The sequence below is a fragment of the Nodosilinea nodulosa PCC 7104 genome (assembly GCF_000309385.1).
Lineage (GTDB): Bacteria > Cyanobacteriota > Cyanobacteriia > Phormidesmidales > Phormidesmidaceae > Nodosilinea > Nodosilinea nodulosa.
The window spans coordinates 2378663-2394175 of sequence record NZ_JH976537.1; the positions used below are offsets into that span (position 1 = coordinate 2378663).

At 59.4% G+C, this 15513-nt stretch carries 14 protein-coding genes and 1 other RNA gene; 7 read left to right on the top strand and 8 right to left on the bottom strand.

Going from position 1 to position 15513, the window contains the following annotated elements; all coding sequences use genetic code 11:
* The first annotated feature begins 36 nt into the window (after window positions 1–36).
* Both LEPTO7104_RS0110860 and LEPTO7104_RS0110865 read left to right on the top strand, forming a co-directional pair.
* Window positions 37–333 carry a BrnT family toxin gene (locus tag LEPTO7104_RS0110860; protein ID WP_017298605.1) on the top strand — a complete coding sequence of 99 codons (297 nt, stop codon included), beginning with the start codon at window positions 37–39 and terminating at the stop codon, window positions 331–333.
* Window positions 323–607 carry a hypothetical protein gene (locus LEPTO7104_RS0110865; protein WP_017298606.1) on the top strand — a complete coding sequence of 95 codons (285 nt, stop codon included), beginning with the start codon at window positions 323–325 and terminating at the stop codon, window positions 605–607. The genes LEPTO7104_RS0110860 and LEPTO7104_RS0110865 overlap by 11 nt, the downstream gene beginning before the upstream one ends.
* Window positions 608–699: 92 nt before the next feature.
* Here LEPTO7104_RS0110865 and LEPTO7104_RS0110870 read toward each other — a convergent pair whose 3' ends face one another.
* Together LEPTO7104_RS0110870 and LEPTO7104_RS0110875 are read right to left on the bottom strand one after the other, a co-directional pair.
* A complete protein-coding gene (locus tag LEPTO7104_RS0110870; RefSeq protein WP_017298607.1) occupies window positions 700–1023 on the bottom strand; it encodes a (2Fe-2S) ferredoxin domain-containing protein in 324 nt (107 codons plus the stop codon).
* 59 nt (window positions 1024–1082) lie between these two features.
* On the bottom strand, window positions 1083–1382 hold the full coding sequence (locus LEPTO7104_RS0110875; RefSeq protein ID WP_155523592.1) for a hypothetical protein: 300 nt from the start codon (window positions 1380–1382) through the stop codon (window positions 1083–1085).
* Between the two features lie 98 nt (window positions 1383–1480).
* On the opposite strand from LEPTO7104_RS0110875, the gene LEPTO7104_RS40025 reads away from it, so the two are divergent.
* Window positions 1481–1624, top strand: a complete 144-nt coding sequence (locus tag LEPTO7104_RS40025) for a hypothetical protein (RefSeq protein ID WP_155523593.1) — start codon at window positions 1481–1483, stop codon at window positions 1622–1624.
* 122 nt (window positions 1625–1746) lie between these two features.
* Here LEPTO7104_RS40025 and purQ read toward each other — a convergent pair whose 3' ends face one another.
* Both purQ and purS read right to left on the bottom strand, forming a co-directional pair.
* Entirely contained in the window at window positions 1747–2442 is a 696-nt protein-coding gene (gene purQ / locus LEPTO7104_RS0110880; protein ID WP_017298609.1) for a phosphoribosylformylglycinamidine synthase subunit PurQ, read from the bottom strand.
* 203 nt (window positions 2443–2645) lie between these two features.
* Window positions 2646–2948: a phosphoribosylformylglycinamidine synthase subunit PurS gene (gene purS / locus LEPTO7104_RS0110890; protein WP_017298610.1), complete on the bottom strand. Its 303-nt coding sequence runs from the start codon at window positions 2946–2948 to the stop codon at window positions 2646–2648.
* 57 nt (window positions 2949–3005) lie between these two features.
* On the opposite strand from purS, the gene LEPTO7104_RS0110895 reads away from it, so the two are divergent.
* Window positions 3006–3410: a Fur family transcriptional regulator gene (locus tag LEPTO7104_RS0110895; RefSeq protein ID WP_026072585.1), complete on the top strand. Its 405-nt coding sequence runs from the start codon at window positions 3006–3008 to the stop codon at window positions 3408–3410.
* A gap of 2 nt (window positions 3411–3412) precedes the next feature.
* On the opposite strand, the gene glgX is transcribed toward LEPTO7104_RS0110895, so the two are convergent.
* Entirely contained in the window at window positions 3413–5539 is a 2127-nt protein-coding gene (gene glgX, locus LEPTO7104_RS0110900; RefSeq protein ID WP_017298612.1) for a glycogen debranching protein GlgX, read from the bottom strand.
* 706 nt (window positions 5540–6245) lie between these two features.
* On the opposite strand from glgX, the gene eno reads away from it, so the two are divergent.
* Window positions 6246–7541, top strand: coding sequence for a phosphopyruvate hydratase (gene eno / locus LEPTO7104_RS0110905; RefSeq protein ID WP_017298613.1), 1296 nt, complete (start codon window positions 6246–6248; stop codon window positions 7539–7541).
* A 203-nt stretch (window positions 7542–7744) separates the two neighbouring features.
* On the opposite strand, the gene LEPTO7104_RS0110910 is transcribed toward eno, so the two are convergent.
* Both LEPTO7104_RS0110910 and LEPTO7104_RS0110915 read right to left on the bottom strand, forming a co-directional pair.
* On the bottom strand, window positions 7745–7936 hold the full coding sequence (locus tag LEPTO7104_RS0110910; RefSeq protein WP_017298614.1) for a hypothetical protein: 192 nt from the start codon (window positions 7934–7936) through the stop codon (window positions 7745–7747).
* Between the two features lie 94 nt (window positions 7937–8030).
* Window positions 8031–10289, bottom strand: a complete 2259-nt coding sequence (locus LEPTO7104_RS0110915) for an alpha/beta hydrolase family protein (RefSeq protein ID WP_017298615.1) — start codon at window positions 10287–10289, stop codon at window positions 8031–8033.
* Window positions 10290–10435: 146 nt separating this feature from the next.
* Between LEPTO7104_RS0110915 and LEPTO7104_RS33480 the strand changes: the two genes are divergently transcribed.
* Together LEPTO7104_RS33480 and LEPTO7104_RS0110925 are read left to right on the top strand one after the other, a co-directional pair.
* On the top strand, window positions 10436–12901 hold the full coding sequence (locus tag LEPTO7104_RS33480) for a CHAT domain-containing protein (protein ID WP_017298616.1): 2466 nt from the start codon (window positions 10436–10438) through the stop codon (window positions 12899–12901).
* A 32-nt stretch (window positions 12902–12933) separates the two neighbouring features.
* The gene (locus LEPTO7104_RS0110925) at window positions 12934–14262 is read left to right on the top strand and encodes a YegS/Rv2252/BmrU family lipid kinase (protein ID WP_264308184.1); all 1329 of its coding nucleotides are present in this window, start codon (window positions 12934–12936) and stop codon (window positions 14260–14262) included.
* A gap of 572 nt (window positions 14263–14834) precedes the next feature.
* Here LEPTO7104_RS0110925 and ssrA read toward each other — a convergent pair.
* Window positions 14835–15238, bottom strand: a transfer-messenger RNA (tmRNA) gene (gene ssrA / locus LEPTO7104_RS38165).
* Window positions 15239–15513: the final 275 nt, after the last annotated feature.

The following is a 15513-nucleotide window of genomic DNA, read 5'->3' on the forward strand; positions in this document are numbered from 1 at the left end:
TGACAATGTAAATACATCTTACCTACATTACAGAGTATGGATGCGTATTTCATGCTCAATGGCATCACCTTCGTTTGGGATGACGAGAAGGCCAGGATAAACCCCATTAATCACGATGGGGTAACCTTTCAACAAGCTACAGAAGCCTTCTTTGACCCATTCCTCGTCGTCGTTGACGCCAGCCGCAGCGAGGAGACACGGGATGCCGTAATAGGTTTCGACAGACGGTGGAGTCTTTTATACGTTGTCTACATCGACCGTGAAAACGACACCATTCGGTTAATTTCGGCTCGTAAAGCGACACGCAAGGAGCGTAACTACTATGAAGGTTGATGCATTAAAGCAGCGGCTCAGCAGAGAGCGGCCTATGACAACGATCACCATTCGGATGCCCGAAGATGTGATCGAAGATTTAAAGCGAGTCGCCCCGCTGCTTGGGTTTTCTGGGTATCAGCCTCTAGCCCGAGCCTATATTGGTCAAGGGTTAAGAGCTGATCTGGAGCGGTTGGATGGAGACACGGTATCTGCCCTTGTTGCCAGTTTGAAACGTCACGGTGTGAGTGATGAAGTTCTTCAGGAAGCGCTGAGTGAAGTTATTCAGCGCTAGTCTCTTCTGTAAAGCCGCCCAGCCTAATTCGGGTCTGACAAAGCACGTGTTACTCTCTATGGCTCAACTGCTTACGCCGATCAAGTGCACCGTTAGGGCGATGGGTCAAGCGGGTGAAAGCGGGGGTGGAGACGATCGCGCACCAGTTCCCCTCCCTTCAAATGTTGCTCCACGATCCTCGGCACATCCTCAGCGGTAATGCGGCAGTACCAGGTATTGCCGGGCATCACCTTCACCGTAGGCCCCGCGCTGCACTGGCCCATGCAGTCGCTCTCAGCGACGAGAATCGTCGGGCTTTGGTGCGCTTGAAACGCCGCCAGCACCGCCGCCGAACCGCCGCGATCGCACGATCGATGCCGGCACACCTGCACCAGCCAGCGCTTGGGGAGAGCGGGTAAAGAAGAAGCCGTCGTCATTTAGCCTCGCGTGCAACCTGATCCCAGCCTGCCACAGAATCCAGCGAACGGCGGCTCGACTACGGCCCGCAGGTGGTCAGCAGTTCGTTCACCCACAGGGCATCGATCGCCCCTTGCAGCCGCTGCTGCTGCTGCTGGATGTACTGATCGCAGGGGCAGGGCTGCAAGCGCGCCACCAGACCATCGGCTTCGTCAATCAATAAATTTAGCAGCGGTTCTGCTTCGGCCCGCCGCAAAATTTCGCCCATGCGATCGGCGCTGGCCTGGTCAAGGCTAGGGCACAGGGCAAGCTGGCAATATTCATACACCGTCGAGCGGTAGGCCAGGGCGCTACCCAGCCATTCATCAGCATTTGGCATAAAAACTTCCTCCAGCCCTTGGCTCAGGGAGGGCCGATTTAGCACAACACAGCACCAGATTGCCGCAGCGGCAACCCACAGTCTACCCCCGTTGACCCATGACGACATTGCAGTCAAAGCAGGTTCCTTGCTGGTTAAGTGTACCCAGCCCCACCGCCGTGACGGGGGTTTTGGTGAAGTTTACGCCCCTGGAGAGATCTCTTTTTGAAGAGATTTTGAAGGAATGGCGACCCTGGCGCTAGGGGCTGGCATCAAATTAGTGGCTGATGGCCCATGAATCAAGGGTTACAGCCCCTAGCTTTTTTTGAGTCGGGCGTAGCAGTGCTGATGGAGTCAGGATGTTTAGCCAGACTTGATGACACGCCTAAGCCGCTACCAAGGCCTGCACCAGGCCCTGGAACAGGGGCAGCCCATCGACCCCGCCCAGCACGGCGTCAGAGGCGCGCTCGGGGTGGGGCATCAGGCCCAGCACGTTGCCCTGCCGGTTGCAAATGCCCGCAATGTTGCCCAGCGAACCGTTGGGGTTATGGGCCGCATCTACTGCCCCCTCGGGGCCGCTGTAGCGAAACACAATTTGGTCGTTAGCTTCCAGTTCTGCCAGGGTGGCCTCGTCAGCGTAGTAGCAGCCCTCGCCGTGGGCAATGGGTAGGGTGATTACCTGACCGGGGGTGTAGCCGTTCGTCCACAGCAGGTTGGTGCGCTCGACCCTGAGCGGGAGGCGATCGCAGATAAAGCGCATATCCCGATTGCGCATCAGCGCCCCGGGCAGCAGCCCCACCTCGGTCAAAATTTGAAAGCCGTTGCAGATGCCCAGCACCGGCTTGCCCGCCTGGGCGTGCTCGACGGTGGCCTGCATGGCTGGCGAAAAGCGGGCGATCGCGCCGCAGCGCAAATAGTCGCCGTAGCTAAAGCCCCCCGGCACCACCACTACATCGATATCGCCCAGGTCGCCCTCTTCGTGCCAGACCATGCGGGTGGGTTGGCCCAGAATGTCGCGGGTGACGTAGGCGACATCGCGATCGCAGTTGGCTCCAGGGAAGACAATAATGCCGAATTTCATGGGGGAGGTGGGGAGGTGGGGAAGGTGGGGAGGATGAGGGAGGTGGGGGAGTGGAGGAGGTGGGGAAGGTGAGGGAGGTGGGGAAGGTGAGGGAGGTGGGGAAAGTGAGGAAGGTGAGGAAGACTATTTAGCCATTTCCTCAACCTCCCCGACCTCCCCTATCTCCCCGACCTCCCCTATCTCCTCGACCTCCCCTATCTTCTTCAAACAGTCGCTAGGGTTTGCAGTTCAAACCGATAATTCTCGATCACCGGGTTGGCCAACAGCTGGTCGCACATGCGATCGAGCTGCTGACTGGCGGCCTCCTCAGAGTCGGCCTCTAGGGTGAGTTCGATGTACTTGCCAATGCGCACTGGCCCCACGTTGCTGTAGCCCATGTGGGCCAGCCCCGACTGCACGGCGGTACCGGCCGGGTCGAGTACCGAGGGGCGCAGGGTGACGTAGATGCGAGCGCTGTAGTGGGGCACGGCCAACTCCAAAGGCGGGGAAATCGTCACAATTGACATCCCCCATCCTACCGTATCGCCCAGTTGATAAACTTGAGGCAGTACGAGTGAGACAGCATGGTACGACGCACCCGCAGTCAAGAGAAAGTTCTAACCGTCCTCAAAGGGTTGAGCAAGCCTATTTCGGCCCAAGCCCTGTACGTAGAAATGCGCCAAGACGGCAACACTACGGGCCTGGCCACCGTCTACCGGGCGCTCGATGCCCTCAAGCTGGAAGGCGCGGTGCAGATGCGCACGCTGCCCTCGGGCGAGTCGCTCTACAGCCTGCCCCAGGAAGATCGCCACCACCTCACCTGTTTGCAGTGCGGCAGCACCATCGCCATTGACCAGTGCCCGGTACACGAGCTAGAAAAGCAGCTGCACAAGGCCCACGAGTTCAAAATTTTTTATCACACCCTGGAGTTTTTTGGCCTCTGCCCCCAGTGCCAGGGCGAGCTGTCGGTCAATCAGGCTCAGGCCTGAGGCTACAGGCGCTTCAAGACCAGCAGCGATCGCGCCGCCACCGGAATCGTTTGATCCTCAGTAAAGATGCGCTCTTCGGTCACAAACCGAGGCTCCTTCGTGTCGATCTCCACGATCCAGGGGTACTCCCGAAACAGTTCATTCAGCTGAAATTCAATCGTTTCGTAGTGGGCATTGAAAAACAGTAAAAAGTCGTTATCGCTGATCCGCTCACCCTGGCTGCCGGGGCTGGGGATCTTATCGCCATTGAGAAACACGCCCACCGACTTGATAAACCCAATTTCCCACTGTTCTTGGGACATTTCGGTGCCGTCGGGGTTGTGCCAGCTGATATCGGTCACCCCAATGCCGTGGATGGCCTGCCCCTGAAACCACTTGCGCCGCCGAAACACCGGGTGCTGCTTGCGAAAATAAATCAGCTCGCGGCAAAAGTTGATCAGGTCTTCGTTGCCGTCGGGTAAATCCCAGTCAAACCACGAAACCTCGTTGTCCTGGCAGTAGCCATTGTTGTTGCCCAGCTGGGTACGGCCAATCTCGTCGCCCCCCAGCAGCATGGGCACCCCCTGGGACAGCATCAGAGTGGTCAAAAAGTTGCGCCGCTGCTGTTCCCGCAGCTTCAACACCTCGGGGTCGCTGGTCGGCCCTTCTTCGCCGCAGTTCCAGGATGAATTGTTGTTGTCGCCGTCGCGGTTGTCCTCGCCGTTCGCTTCGTTGTGTTTGTCGTTGTAGCTGACCAGGTCATTGAGGGTAAAGCCATCGTGGGCGGTGACAAAATTAATGCTGGCATTAGGCTGGCGGCCATTGGTCTGAAAATACAGGTCGGGGCTGCCGGTCAAACGGTAGGCAAACTCGCCCAGGGTTTCATCCTGCCCGCGCCAGAAGTCGCGCACGGTGTCGCGGTATTGGCCATTCCACTCCGACCAGTTGACCGGAAAGTTGCCCACCTGGTAGCCGCCCGTGCCCACATCCCAGGGTTCGGCAATTAGCTTCACCCCAGCCAGCACCGGGTCCTGGTGAATCAGGTCGAAAAAGGCCGAGAGTCGGTCTACCTCGTAAAGCTCCCGCGCCAGGGCCGAGGCCAGGTCAAACCGGAAGCCATCGACATGCATTTCAATCACCCAGTAGCGCAGGCTGTCCATGATCAGCTTTAGCACCTGGGGGCTGCGCATGTGCAGGGAGTTGCCGCAGCCGGTAAAGTCCATGTAGTAGCGCAGATCGTCTTCGACCAGGCGGTAGTAGCTGACGTTGTCGATGCCCCGCAGCGACAGGGTAGGGCCAAAATGGTTGCCCTCCCCGGTGTGGTTGTAAACGACATCGAGAATCACCTCGATCCCCGCCTGGTGCAGGGCTTTCACCATTTCCTTAAACTCTCGGGTCTGCTCGCCTAAAATACCGCTGGAGCTGTAGCCCGAGAAGGGGGCAAAGAAATTGATTGAGTCGTAGCCCCAGTAGTTGCGCAGCCCGCGATCGGCTAAATGACCGGGGCGGGAGAGAAAGTGGTGAATGGGCATTAGCTCCACGGCGGTAATGCCAAGCCGCTGGAGGTGCTCAATGGCGACTGGGTGAGCCATGCCGGCGTAGGTGCCGCGCAGCTCTTTCGGAATGTCGGGGTGCAGGCGGGTAAACCCTTTGACATGCACCTCATAAATAATGGTTTCGTGCCAGGGGGTGCGCAGCAGGGTGTCGTCTTCCCAGTCAAAGGTTTCATCCACCACCACCGACTTGGGCATCAGATGGGCGCTATCTAAGTCTGAAAAGGAGAGGTCTTCATCGGGGCTTTCCCAGTCGTAGCCAAATAGCTCAGGGCCGTTGCCCACTTCCCCAGAGATGGCCTTGGCGTAGGGGTCGATCAGCAGCTTATGGGGGTTGAAGCGATGGCCTTCGTGGGGAGCGTAGGGCCCGTGCACCCGGTAGCCATACTCTTGACCGGGGCCAATGCCCGGCAGGTAGCCATGCCAAACAAAGTTGCTGACCTCGGTGAGCGGAACCCGAGTCTCTTCGCCATTTTTGTCGAACAGGCAGAGATCTACCCCGGTGGCATGTTCCGAAAATAGGGCAAAGTTCGTTCCTTTATGATCCCAATTGGCTCCGAGAGGGTAGACATTCCCAGGCCAAACTGCAACATGCATAGGTTGATGGTTTCTTGAGTGAATAAGGTGTTATGAGCCCGAGAGAACGCGGCTCTCTTGCGTACGGAGGAGTTGCGCAAACAAACAGTTGCACAACTGCCAGCGAAACAGTTTGACCACAGCGGCAGAGGCTTCTCTGCTACTGCTCGCTATTTTCTCTACCGGGGCAATACCCTCTCTAGAAGGTCTGCCCTAGGCTGTCAAAAACTACTCAAAATTTTAGCAAACCCTCCCTCTCCAGGAATCTATCCTCGGAGATACCCAGGCAGGCCTCGGTGCCCAAGGTAGATCCACAATCGCCTAGATTTATAGCCTGGTAGACTGCGGCACAAGTGTGACTACTATTGTCAATCGCGAGGGAGCAGGGGAGCGAGAGAGCCAAGCAAGCTGGCATAGTCGACATGTTTCATGCCTTTGAGTCCTAGCCTCAGAAATCTAGCCGATCCCCAATCCCGATTCTTAGGGGATTGTAAGAAGTTATTGGACATGCTTGGCGGCCCAGTAGTATGCAGAAGGCTGTCACCCTCCCATGACTCTCACAACGGTTCAGGCTGACCGCCTACGACGGCTCAAACGGTGGCTGAAGTGACGTTAGGAAAAGCCTTTCACCCGGTAGGATACTACAGGATAATTTAGCGCTTTAGCCCATGGGGTCTGTGGAGCAGGGTTTGCAACGGTTTACGAAATTACCAACGGAGTAGTAGTCATGGTCGCAATTACATCGGTTCACGGCAGGCAGATTCTTGACTCGCGGGGTAATCCTACGGTTGAGGTTGACGTGGTGCTGGAGGGTGGGGCCAAGGGGCGGGCGGGTGTGCCCTCTGGGGCATCGACCGGCATTCGCGAAGCCCTCGAACTGCGGGATGGCGACAGGGCTGTCTACGGCGGCAAAGGCGTGCTCAAGGCCGTGGCCAACGTCAACGACAGGATTGCCCCAGCCATTATGGGCATGGATGCGATGGATCTGGCGGCGGTGGACCACAAAATGCTGGCCCTAGACGGCACCGACAACAAGGGCACCCTGGGCGCTAACGCTATTTTGGGCGTATCGATGGCTGTTGCCCGAGCGGCGTCCGTGGCCGCCGAGGTTCCCCTCTATGTGCACCTGGGCGGCCCTGATTCAGTGCTGCTGCCGGTGCCCTGCTTCAACATCATCAACGGCGGTGCCCACGCCGACAACAGCGTTGACTTTCAAGAGTTCATGATTGCCCCCGTGGGGGCACCGACCTTCTCGGAGGGGCTGCGCTATGGGGCCGAGGTCTACCATGCCCTGAAGTCGGTGCTCAAAGACGCGGGCTACAGCACCGCTATTGGCGATGAGGGTGGCTTTGCCCCCAACCTGAAGAGCAACGTAGAAGCCATTGAAGTGATTCTCAAGGGCATCGAGAAGGCTGGCTTGCGGCCTGGGGACGATATTGCGATCGCCCTTGACCCCGCCGTCAGCGAGCTGTACCAAAAAGACGGCAGCTATCTATTCTACAAATCTGACAGCAGCAGCAAATCTACCGAAGACATGATTGCCCTGTGGGAGAGCTGGGTCAACCAGTTCCCGATTGTGTCAATCGAAGATGGCCTGGGCGAGCAAGACTGGGCGGGCTGGCAGGCGATGACGAAAACCCTGGGCGATCGCATCCAGCTGGTGGGCGACGATGCCTTTGTCACCAACCCCGCCATCATTGCCCAGGCGATTAAAGACGGCGTCGGCAACTCCACCCTGGTCAAGGTCAACCAGATCGGCTCCATCACCGAAACCCTGGAGGCGATCAAAATGTCCCACGAGGCAGGCTACACCTGCATGGTCAGCCATCGCTCGGGCGAAACCCCCGACGACTTCATCGCCGACCTGGTGGTGGGCTGCATGACCGGCCAGATCAAGTCGGGTGCCCCCTGCCGTGGCGAGCGCCTTTCCAAGTACAACCAGCTGCTCCGCATCGAAGAAGAACTGGGCGCCAAGGCCAAATACGCGGGGGTCGATACCTTTAAGCGCAAGGCTCTGGTGTAGCTCCCGGCTCAGAGCCAGCCGCTCGGCCCCCGCCTTGCCCAGGGCAAAAAAATCCTGGCTGTACAGTCGTAGTCAGTTGAGTTAGACGATCCAGAAACCCCGGAACGTTTAAATGTTTGAACGTTCCGGGGAGTTCTGTCTTCCCCAGATTGGCTACAGCTGCTAGCCAGGATCGCCGCGGGACGCCCGCCCATGGCCAGCGTTCAATCCCTACCCAGCATCTCGCACGTGCCCCCTGGCCCTACGATGCGAAAAGACCCTCCTCCATCCTTTAGCTCCATCTCCAAATAGCCCTGAAACCCAGACAAAACCAGCGCCAGCAGCGCCCCCGTTAGCACCAGCCCCGCCGCTCCCGAAACAGCCTTTACAAACTGCTTAAACGACTCACTTAACATCCCTACCCCCTTCGGCAATGCCTAAACGACCCTCTGGTGGTTAGTAGGCGCAAAGAGGGAACTGAGACAGCGGGCGGCGGGCGGTTGACCCTACCTAGGGCTGCAAATACTGCCGAAAAAACTCAATTTGCAGCTGCGCCGCCTGGGTTTCATAGCTAGACCCGTAGAGGCTATGGCCCACGCCCTCAAACTCGTACAGCGTGACCGGCACGCCGTCCCCGTCAATCACATCGTGGAAGTTGCGGGCCACGTCGATTTGCAAAAAGTCGTCGGAGCCGTGGAACAGCAGCATTGGGGTGCGAATGGCCTCGGCGTTGTACAGGGGGGAGGCCTGGAGGTAGCGATCGGGCGCTTCCATGGGGGTTTGCCCAATCAGGTACGACAGCAGCGACGAATAGCCCAGCTGCCACTCGGTCAAGGTGTCGAGCAGCGAGCACTGGGGGTTGGCGGCAGCGACCATTTGGGGAAACTGGGCCGCAATTTGGGCTGTGTAATAGCCGCCGTAGGAGCAGCCCGTTACCCCCACCTGGGCCGCGGTGGTCCACCCCCGCTGAATCAGCTGGCCAATGATGTCGGCCCCCTCCTGCACATCGATGTGGCCAAAGTTTTGGCCGTCGGCCAGGGCGCGGTACAGCTCGGGGCCAAATCCCTCCCGCCCCGAGAGGGGCACCACCAGCACCGGCAGGCCAAAGTTGGGCAGCAGGTTCAGGGGCATTTCGACTTCCGTGGCAAACTCGTTGGCCATGGAGAACCCCGGCCCCCCCTGCTGCCACAGCACAATGGGCACCCCCTGGGGCGGAAAGGCGCTGCCCGCTGGCTGCACCAGGTATCCTTCGCGATCGCCCTGGCCGGTCGTAAAGCTCACCGCATCGACGCGCACGCGGTTGCTCTCGGCGGCGGCGGCGTTGATCGTGGTGAGCGATCGCGGCGTTCCCCCCCCAGCCGATCCCTCAGTCAAATCAAGGGCAAACAGCTCCGGCGGCTGCGTTACCGAGGAAAACCCGTAGATGATGATGTTCCCATTTGCCGCCGTCACGATCGAAGCTGGATCCACAGACCCTGGCGGCATTGGCAGGGGGGTGAGGACGCGCTGTTCCTCCCTTGTTTGCCCCTCTGTCGCTTGCTTTTCTGCCGCTTGCCCCTCGCCCAGGTCGTATACGTAGAGGTGGCGGTTGAGCCCTTCGGTGCCCCAAAACAGGAGGCGATTGTTGCCCAAAAACTGCCCCGCCGACTCCGTTGGCCCCCGCAGCGCATCGGCAGCAATGGTATCTAGGCGATGGCCATCCAGGTCATACACCTCGAAGTAGGCCGACTCGGGAAACACGTAGGAGGGGTGCATGCGCCCGGCCACCGGGCTAGGGCGGTAGCGCTTGACCAATAGGCGACGGCCATCGGGGCTAAGGCTGACCTCGGCAAAGGGGTCACCGCCATAGTCGGGAGCGACCATCTCTAGCCGCAGCGGCTCGGGCTGCGAAAAGTCAAACACCCGCACCGTGCTGTGCTGGTAAAAGGGGTTGTCGGCAGGGGTGAGATGCCCCAGGGCGTCTTGAACCACCGGGTTGGCCAGGCCGGGGGTATTGGGGGTGCGATCGTACAGCCGCTGCTCTTCCCCGGATGTCATCACCAGCGCCACCTGGGTACCGCTGTCCGACCAGGCCGGGGGGCGAATTTCCAAATCTTCCGGCAGGCGGGCCACCTCCAGCCGCCGCAGCGAGGGCAAAAATACGATGTAGATAATGTCTTCGCCTTCGCCGTAGACCCGCACCGCAAACTTAGAGAAATCGGGCGCCACCCCCAGCACTTCCCCATCTTCGGGCTGGGTGGGGTAGACGCTGGTGCGCGAGGCAATGTCCGTCACCCGGTTCAGGGTAATAATTTCCCATGGTCCGTAGGGGTCCTGCTGCACGTAGCGCAGGGTGTCGTTGTCGATCCACCGCAGCGGCAGGTCGGGGCTAATCAAGTCGTATTCCAGCGCCAGAGCATCGCTCAGCTCCCCGGTGCGAATGTTGAGAAAATGCAGCCGCCGATCCTCTGGCACAACGCGGCTGCTGGTGGCGACAACCAGGGTGGTGCGATCGGGGCTGAGGGTGCTGAGTACCTCGATCTGCTGCACCCCCAGCAGTGCCTCAAGGCGAGCCTGCTCGGCTGCCGCCATGGAGGGCAGAGCCAGCCCATCCAGCCCCACCGGAATGATCTCTCCCCGGCCCGGCAGGGCAGCCACCACCGTTGCGGCCCCCAAAAGGCTGAGGCTCAGCGATCGCCAGAGCGCTTTTTGGCCCACGGCCAGCCCAGGAAAGCGCAGAGTCCGGGTTAAACGCCGCAAAAAAATAGAATTGCTCCAGGAATTTGCCACCAGGGCCTTGTAAATAAAGACAAGCCATCATAGCGTCATCCCCCTGCCCCAGGGGCAATCTAGACGGAGTTTGTTAACAACCCGCCACCCCTATCCCCGAGATTGGTCCGGCAAGCTACCGTGAAAGAAGACCACCCCTACCGCCCGTGATCCAGGCCGTGACCCAGGAATTTCAGATTTCGATCACCCCCGTAGCAGGGGCAAACACCTACTGGTTGCGCACCGAAGCTGTCGCCACCGGAGTTCCTCTGGCCGAAGCTCAGGTCACCTGGCCCCTGGAGGACTGGCTGGCCCAGGCTGAGGCGCTGTTTCAAGACCCCCTGCACGCCCTGCTGCACAACCCCAACCATCGCCTGGGGGGCGATCGCAGCGATCGCCCTCTACCCGACCCAACCCAAGCCGAAAACTCCTGGGTTCAGCTGGGCCAAGCTCTCTACCAGGGAATTTTTCAGGGCCGCATTCGCGATAGCTGGGTAGCCGCCCAGAGCGTGGCCCAGAACCGCCGCCAGCCCCTGCGGCTGCGCCTGGGGTTCAAAGATAGCCAGGTGCAGCGTCTGCCCTGGGAACTGCTCTACGGCGACGACCGCCCCCTTGCCACCGGCCTGGACATCACCCTGTGCCGCTACTACCAGAACCAGACCAGCTTCGACCTGGCCGCCATGGCTCCGCTGGCCCCTGCCAGCGTTCCCCTGCGCGTGCTCCTGGTCATCTCCGCCCCCGATGACCAGGAGCGGCTAGCCCTGCACCAGGAGGTGCAGGGCCTGATGGATCATCTCCAAACCGCTGAACCTGGCCCCCTGGCCCTGGCCGTCACCATTGTGGAGCAGCCGGGGCGACCTGAGCTGGTCCAGGCCCTGGAGCAGGGGAATTTCCAGGTTTTTCACTACGCCGGTCACAGCGACGCGGGCGAAACCGGTGGCGACCTGTTTTTGGTCAACCGCCAAACCGGCCTCAGCGACCGGCTCAGCGGCGAAGACCTGGCCGGACTGCTGGGGAATAACGGCATTCGGCTGGCGGTGTTTAACTCCTGCCGGGGCGCCTACACCCCCCAGGACGACGCCCAGGCCGGTTGGCGCGACCAAAACCTGGTGCAGGCCCTGGTCAACCGGGGCCTGCCGGGGGTAATTGCCATGGCCGATCGCATCCCTGACGACGTGGCGCTCACCTTTACGCAGCTGCTGTACCGCAACCTGCACCAGGGCCACCCCATCGATCTCTGCCTCAGTCGAGTGCGCCAGGGGCTAATGTCAGCCTATGGCTCAGACCAGCCCTTCTGGATGCTGCCACTGCTCTACCTGCGGCCCGATTTCGACGGCTATCTCTATGGCGGAGAGCGTCCTACCCCCGACCTCAGCCAGCTCGGCAGTGGCGAGGAAGACCTGACCGAGGTCGCCCTCATGCTGCCCGACTACAGCACCGACCCCGATATTTCCAGCCTGGCCGCAGAAATGCTGGCTCACCCCGCCGCCGCATTATCCAGTTCCGAGCCCGTCGCCCCCCTCTACGACTGGCTCCAGGAGGTCGAGCAGCCCGAGACGCCCGAGGCCGAGGTTGCCGTGGCCAACCTGGTGCAGCAACTCTCCCAGCCCTCCACGATCCCCAGCGATCGCCCTCTGGTTGCGGACCCCACCGAAAATCTGCTGCCCCATCCAGCCGCGACCCATCGCCCCGTACCGCCGCTGCCCGAACCTCCCTCCAGCATGCCTGTGGGAGAAATGGCCGCAGCTAGGACCTTGGCGCCCCGGCGGCGCTGGTCTGGGCCGCCCAATCTGCTGGTGTGGGGCAGTCTTGGCCTAGCCGGGCTGGGGACGGTGCTGGGGCTTTCCATCGCCACCCTATCGACGCTGCATCGCCCAGACCTAGCCCCAGCCGCAATCGATCGCCCCCTGGCCAATAGCGCCGGGGCCAATCAGCCAGCGCCCAGCTCGACCCTACTGGCCAGCGCCATTCAAGCCCTAGCCCTCGACCACACCGCCACCGCCAGAACGCTGATCGAGCAGCTTTTAGATCGAAACGACCTAACTGCCGCTGAGTCGGCCCTCGCCACCGCCTCTGTCTCTCAGCAGCAAGACCCCGATATCGCCTACGTCCAGGGTCGGCTGGCCTGGCAGCAAATGATCGCGGCCTCGGCAGCGGAAACCAGCCCCTACGACGCCATACGAGACTGGAGCACAGCCACCGACGGCCGCCCTGATTTGCTCGAAGCCTGGGTTGGGTTGGGGTTTGCCCACTACGCCCTGGGCGACTACAGCAAGGCGATTGAAGCCTGGGATCGGGCGATCGCCATCGATCACGCCCAGCGCCGCGACATCGACCCCAGTGCTGGCCCCCAGGTGGCCAACAAAATCACCGTCAATGCCTACGCTGGACTGGCCATGGCCTACCGAAAAGAAAGCGATATGACTATCCTGCCCGAAGAAAAAGCGCCCATTCAGCAGCAGGCCCAGAGCTACTTCGCCCAAACTCTCACCCTTGACTCTACGATGCTGAACCTCAACACCCTGGCCATCGACCACTGGCTCTGGTCAACGCCCCTGATTGACGACTGGCAAACCACCGCGAAGCAGCTGGCTATTGGCGGTGGCGGAACTCTGTCGGGGGAGGGAAACTAAGCGATCGCGGTGCCCAGAACGGAGTGGTAGCATTGAGAGACTATTTAGATGTGCCCATGCCAAGCACCCTGGCGATTCTCGCCCACCCCACTCAGGTCGATCACACTCTGGACTGGCTCTCAAAACACCAGCAGGTACTAACCCACTTCAAGATCATGGCCCCGGCAGAAATGGCCCAGGGCATTGAGCGGGGTTGGGATCTCAAAAATATCGAATTGTTCACCCTCAAAGACTCTGACCAGGGGGGAGATATCGAGCTGGCCGCCAACATTTTGGCCGGGGATGTGGCCGGGGTTATCTTTTTTACCGAACCAGGGGCGATCGCCACCGCTTTTCCCAGCTTCACGCTGGTACTGCGGGCCTGCCAAATCCAGGGCATACCCATTGCCCTCAACGACATGTCGGCCACGCTGCTGCTGCGGGGCATCGTCGAAAGCCAGATCGCCTACCTGATCTTTAACCCAGTGGCTGGCCAGGGCAACCCCAACACCGATCTAGCTCTCATTAAAGAAGTGCTAGAGCCGCAAATCATGGTCAACGTCATCATGACCAAGCCCGACCTCGACCCCGCCGACCAGGCGCGGGAGGTGATTGACCATATTCTCTCCAAAAACGAGCACGACATGGGCCGCAGCCTGATTGTTGCCTCAGGCGGCGACGGCACTGTGTCAGCGGTGGCGGGAGCCGCCATGGGGACTGGCATCCCCTTCGGCGTTATTCCTCGCGGCACCGCCAACGCCTTTTCGGTCGGGCTGGGCATACCCACCAACCTACGAGCCGCCTGTGAAACCATTCTGGCCGGCAACACCCACGTCATTGACGGTGCCCGCTGCAACGATATTCCCATGATTTTGCTGGCCGGGGTGGGCTTTGAAGCCGGCATGGTCGATGGCGCCAGCCGCCAGCTCAAAAATGAACTGGGCAACTTGGCCTACGTGCTTTCAGGGGTACGGCAGCTAGCCGCCGCCGAACCCTTTACGGCCACCCTCGAAATCGATGGCGAAGTATCTACAGTGACGACAAATGCCATCACCGTAGCCAATGTAGCCCCGCCCACCTCGGTGCTGGCTCAGGGTTTAGGCGAAGTCATTCCCGACGACGGCCTGCTGGAAGTGACGATTGCCACCAGCACCACGCGCCTGCAGGGGATCAACGCCCTGGCCTCCCTCATGGCGGCCGCCGCCTGGGGCAACCCCACCCAGCGGGACGACATCACCTGTCTCCGCACCAGCCGACTCAAAATCACCACCGACCCACCCCAAAAGCTGGTGATTGACGGCGAAATTTTAGAGGTCAACCCGATGATGTTTGAGTGTCTGCCCCAGGCGCTGACGGTGTTTGCCCCACTAAAAACGGTCTAGAGCGCTAGCACCTGTCACCCAGGTCTTGTGGCTAAGCATATAGTTGTGCAGATGACCCAGCAGGGCTATGGGGCTGGATTTCCTGCATTTTATTTTAGGCACGGATATTGGCGATGTGGTACTCTCTGGTCACCTTGCTGTGCCAGAGACCTCGGCGACGGCTCAGGAATTGTGCTGTTGCTCAGGCCGGTATTCTCGCAGCCAGCAGCGCTCTAGGAAGCGAATCTGATGCAGGTACCAAAACCGCCAAGGATTGTAGACGGTCTTGTAATTGCGGCAGAAAACTGGTTGATAAAGGTAAGGCAGAATGGGAAACCGCATTGTTCTAAATAGGGCTGACAAATATTCACGAAAGCTCGGATAGCATTCGCTAAATGGCTTATTGGCGGGGCAACACAGCTTACGACTTGGGCTGCTGTTCTCAGTATAGGCAGATGAAAAAAGAGACCCAACACTGGGTCTCTCAGATGGAAAGATATTTAATAATCGAACACAGAATTTATACTGGTGGCCCTGCAACCAAGGCCTCTGGCAGGTGAAAGCATGATCCCAGGAGGCGACCTAGCTAACAAAAATGGAGCTGACGGGAGTCGAACCCGTGTCCGCTCTGAGTATTAACACACCACTCATTCACAGGCTTAGCCCGTCTAACCCTCGGGGCAGGAACCGCCACTTATCCCGGACGGCGGGATTCTCTAGCTAAGTCTTAATCAATGAATCCACTAGAGAAGATTCACTGAAGCATCCGTTGGGGTTTGTCCATAGCTCTTAACGGAGTCAAACTATGAACGCTCGCTAACTAAGTTAGATCTAAACGAGGTTTAGATTAGGCAGCAACAGGTGCAGCTTTACGAGCAAAAGGAACGATAGTGTTCGCAGTTACGTTTGTTTTGAGCCTTGATTTGCGAGAGTAGACTCCCTCTCGGCCTGTATCACAGCGTGACTTTCGTCAAAACGTCGAAACCGTTACAGCCCCCTATTGGTGTGCGTTTATTAATTATAGATCATCAACCCTGCATCCGCAGGCAGGGACGCTTCTCCTCCGGCGATCGGGCTGGAGGCAGCCGGTAGAAATCCCTTATGACGGCAATAATCTTTCGTAAACTCGATGGTGCAGCCATCAAAGTATAATGTTTACTTAATAGTTCTGTTTGCGGCGGGGGTTGCCCATCGGCAGCATGCGCCAAGGCAGTCCCGATTTTTTATCACGTTTCCCAGTCATATCAGCGTTTCGCCCTTGGGCAGCTGATT

Bases quoted from the DNA above. Each gene is read 5' to 3' on its own strand.
- LEPTO7104_RS0110860 (WP_017298605.1), top strand. From the start codon at position 37: ATGGATGCGTATTTCATGCTCAATGGCATCACCTTCGTTTGGGATGAC.
- LEPTO7104_RS0110865 (WP_017298606.1), top strand. From the start codon at position 323: ATGAAGGTTGATGCATTAAAGCAGCGGCTCAGCAGAGAGCGGCCTATG.
- LEPTO7104_RS0110870 (WP_017298607.1), bottom strand. From the start codon at position 1,023: ATGACGACGGCTTCTTCTTTACCCGCTCTCCCCAAGCGCTGGCTGGTG.
- LEPTO7104_RS0110875 (WP_155523592.1), bottom strand. From the start codon at position 1,382: ATGCCAAATGCTGATGAATGGCTGGGTAGCGCCCTGGCCTACCGCTCG.
- LEPTO7104_RS40025 (WP_155523593.1), top strand. From the start codon at position 1,481: ATGACGACATTGCAGTCAAAGCAGGTTCCTTGCTGGTTAAGTGTACCC.
- purQ (WP_017298609.1), bottom strand. From the start codon at position 2,442: ATGAAATTCGGCATTATTGTCTTCCCTGGAGCCAACTGCGATCGCGAT.
- purS (WP_017298610.1), bottom strand. From the start codon at position 2,948: ATGTCAATTGTGACGATTTCCCCGCCTTTGGAGTTGGCCGTGCCCCAC.
- LEPTO7104_RS0110895 (WP_026072585.1), top strand. From the start codon at position 3,006: ATGGTACGACGCACCCGCAGTCAAGAGAAAGTTCTAACCGTCCTCAAA.
- glgX (WP_017298612.1), bottom strand. From the start codon at position 5,539: ATGCATGTTGCAGTTTGGCCTGGGAATGTCTACCCTCTCGGAGCCAAT.
- eno (WP_017298613.1), top strand. From the start codon at position 6,246: ATGGTCGCAATTACATCGGTTCACGGCAGGCAGATTCTTGACTCGCGG.
- LEPTO7104_RS0110910 (WP_017298614.1), bottom strand. From the start codon at position 7,936: ATGTTAAGTGAGTCGTTTAAGCAGTTTGTAAAGGCTGTTTCGGGAGCG.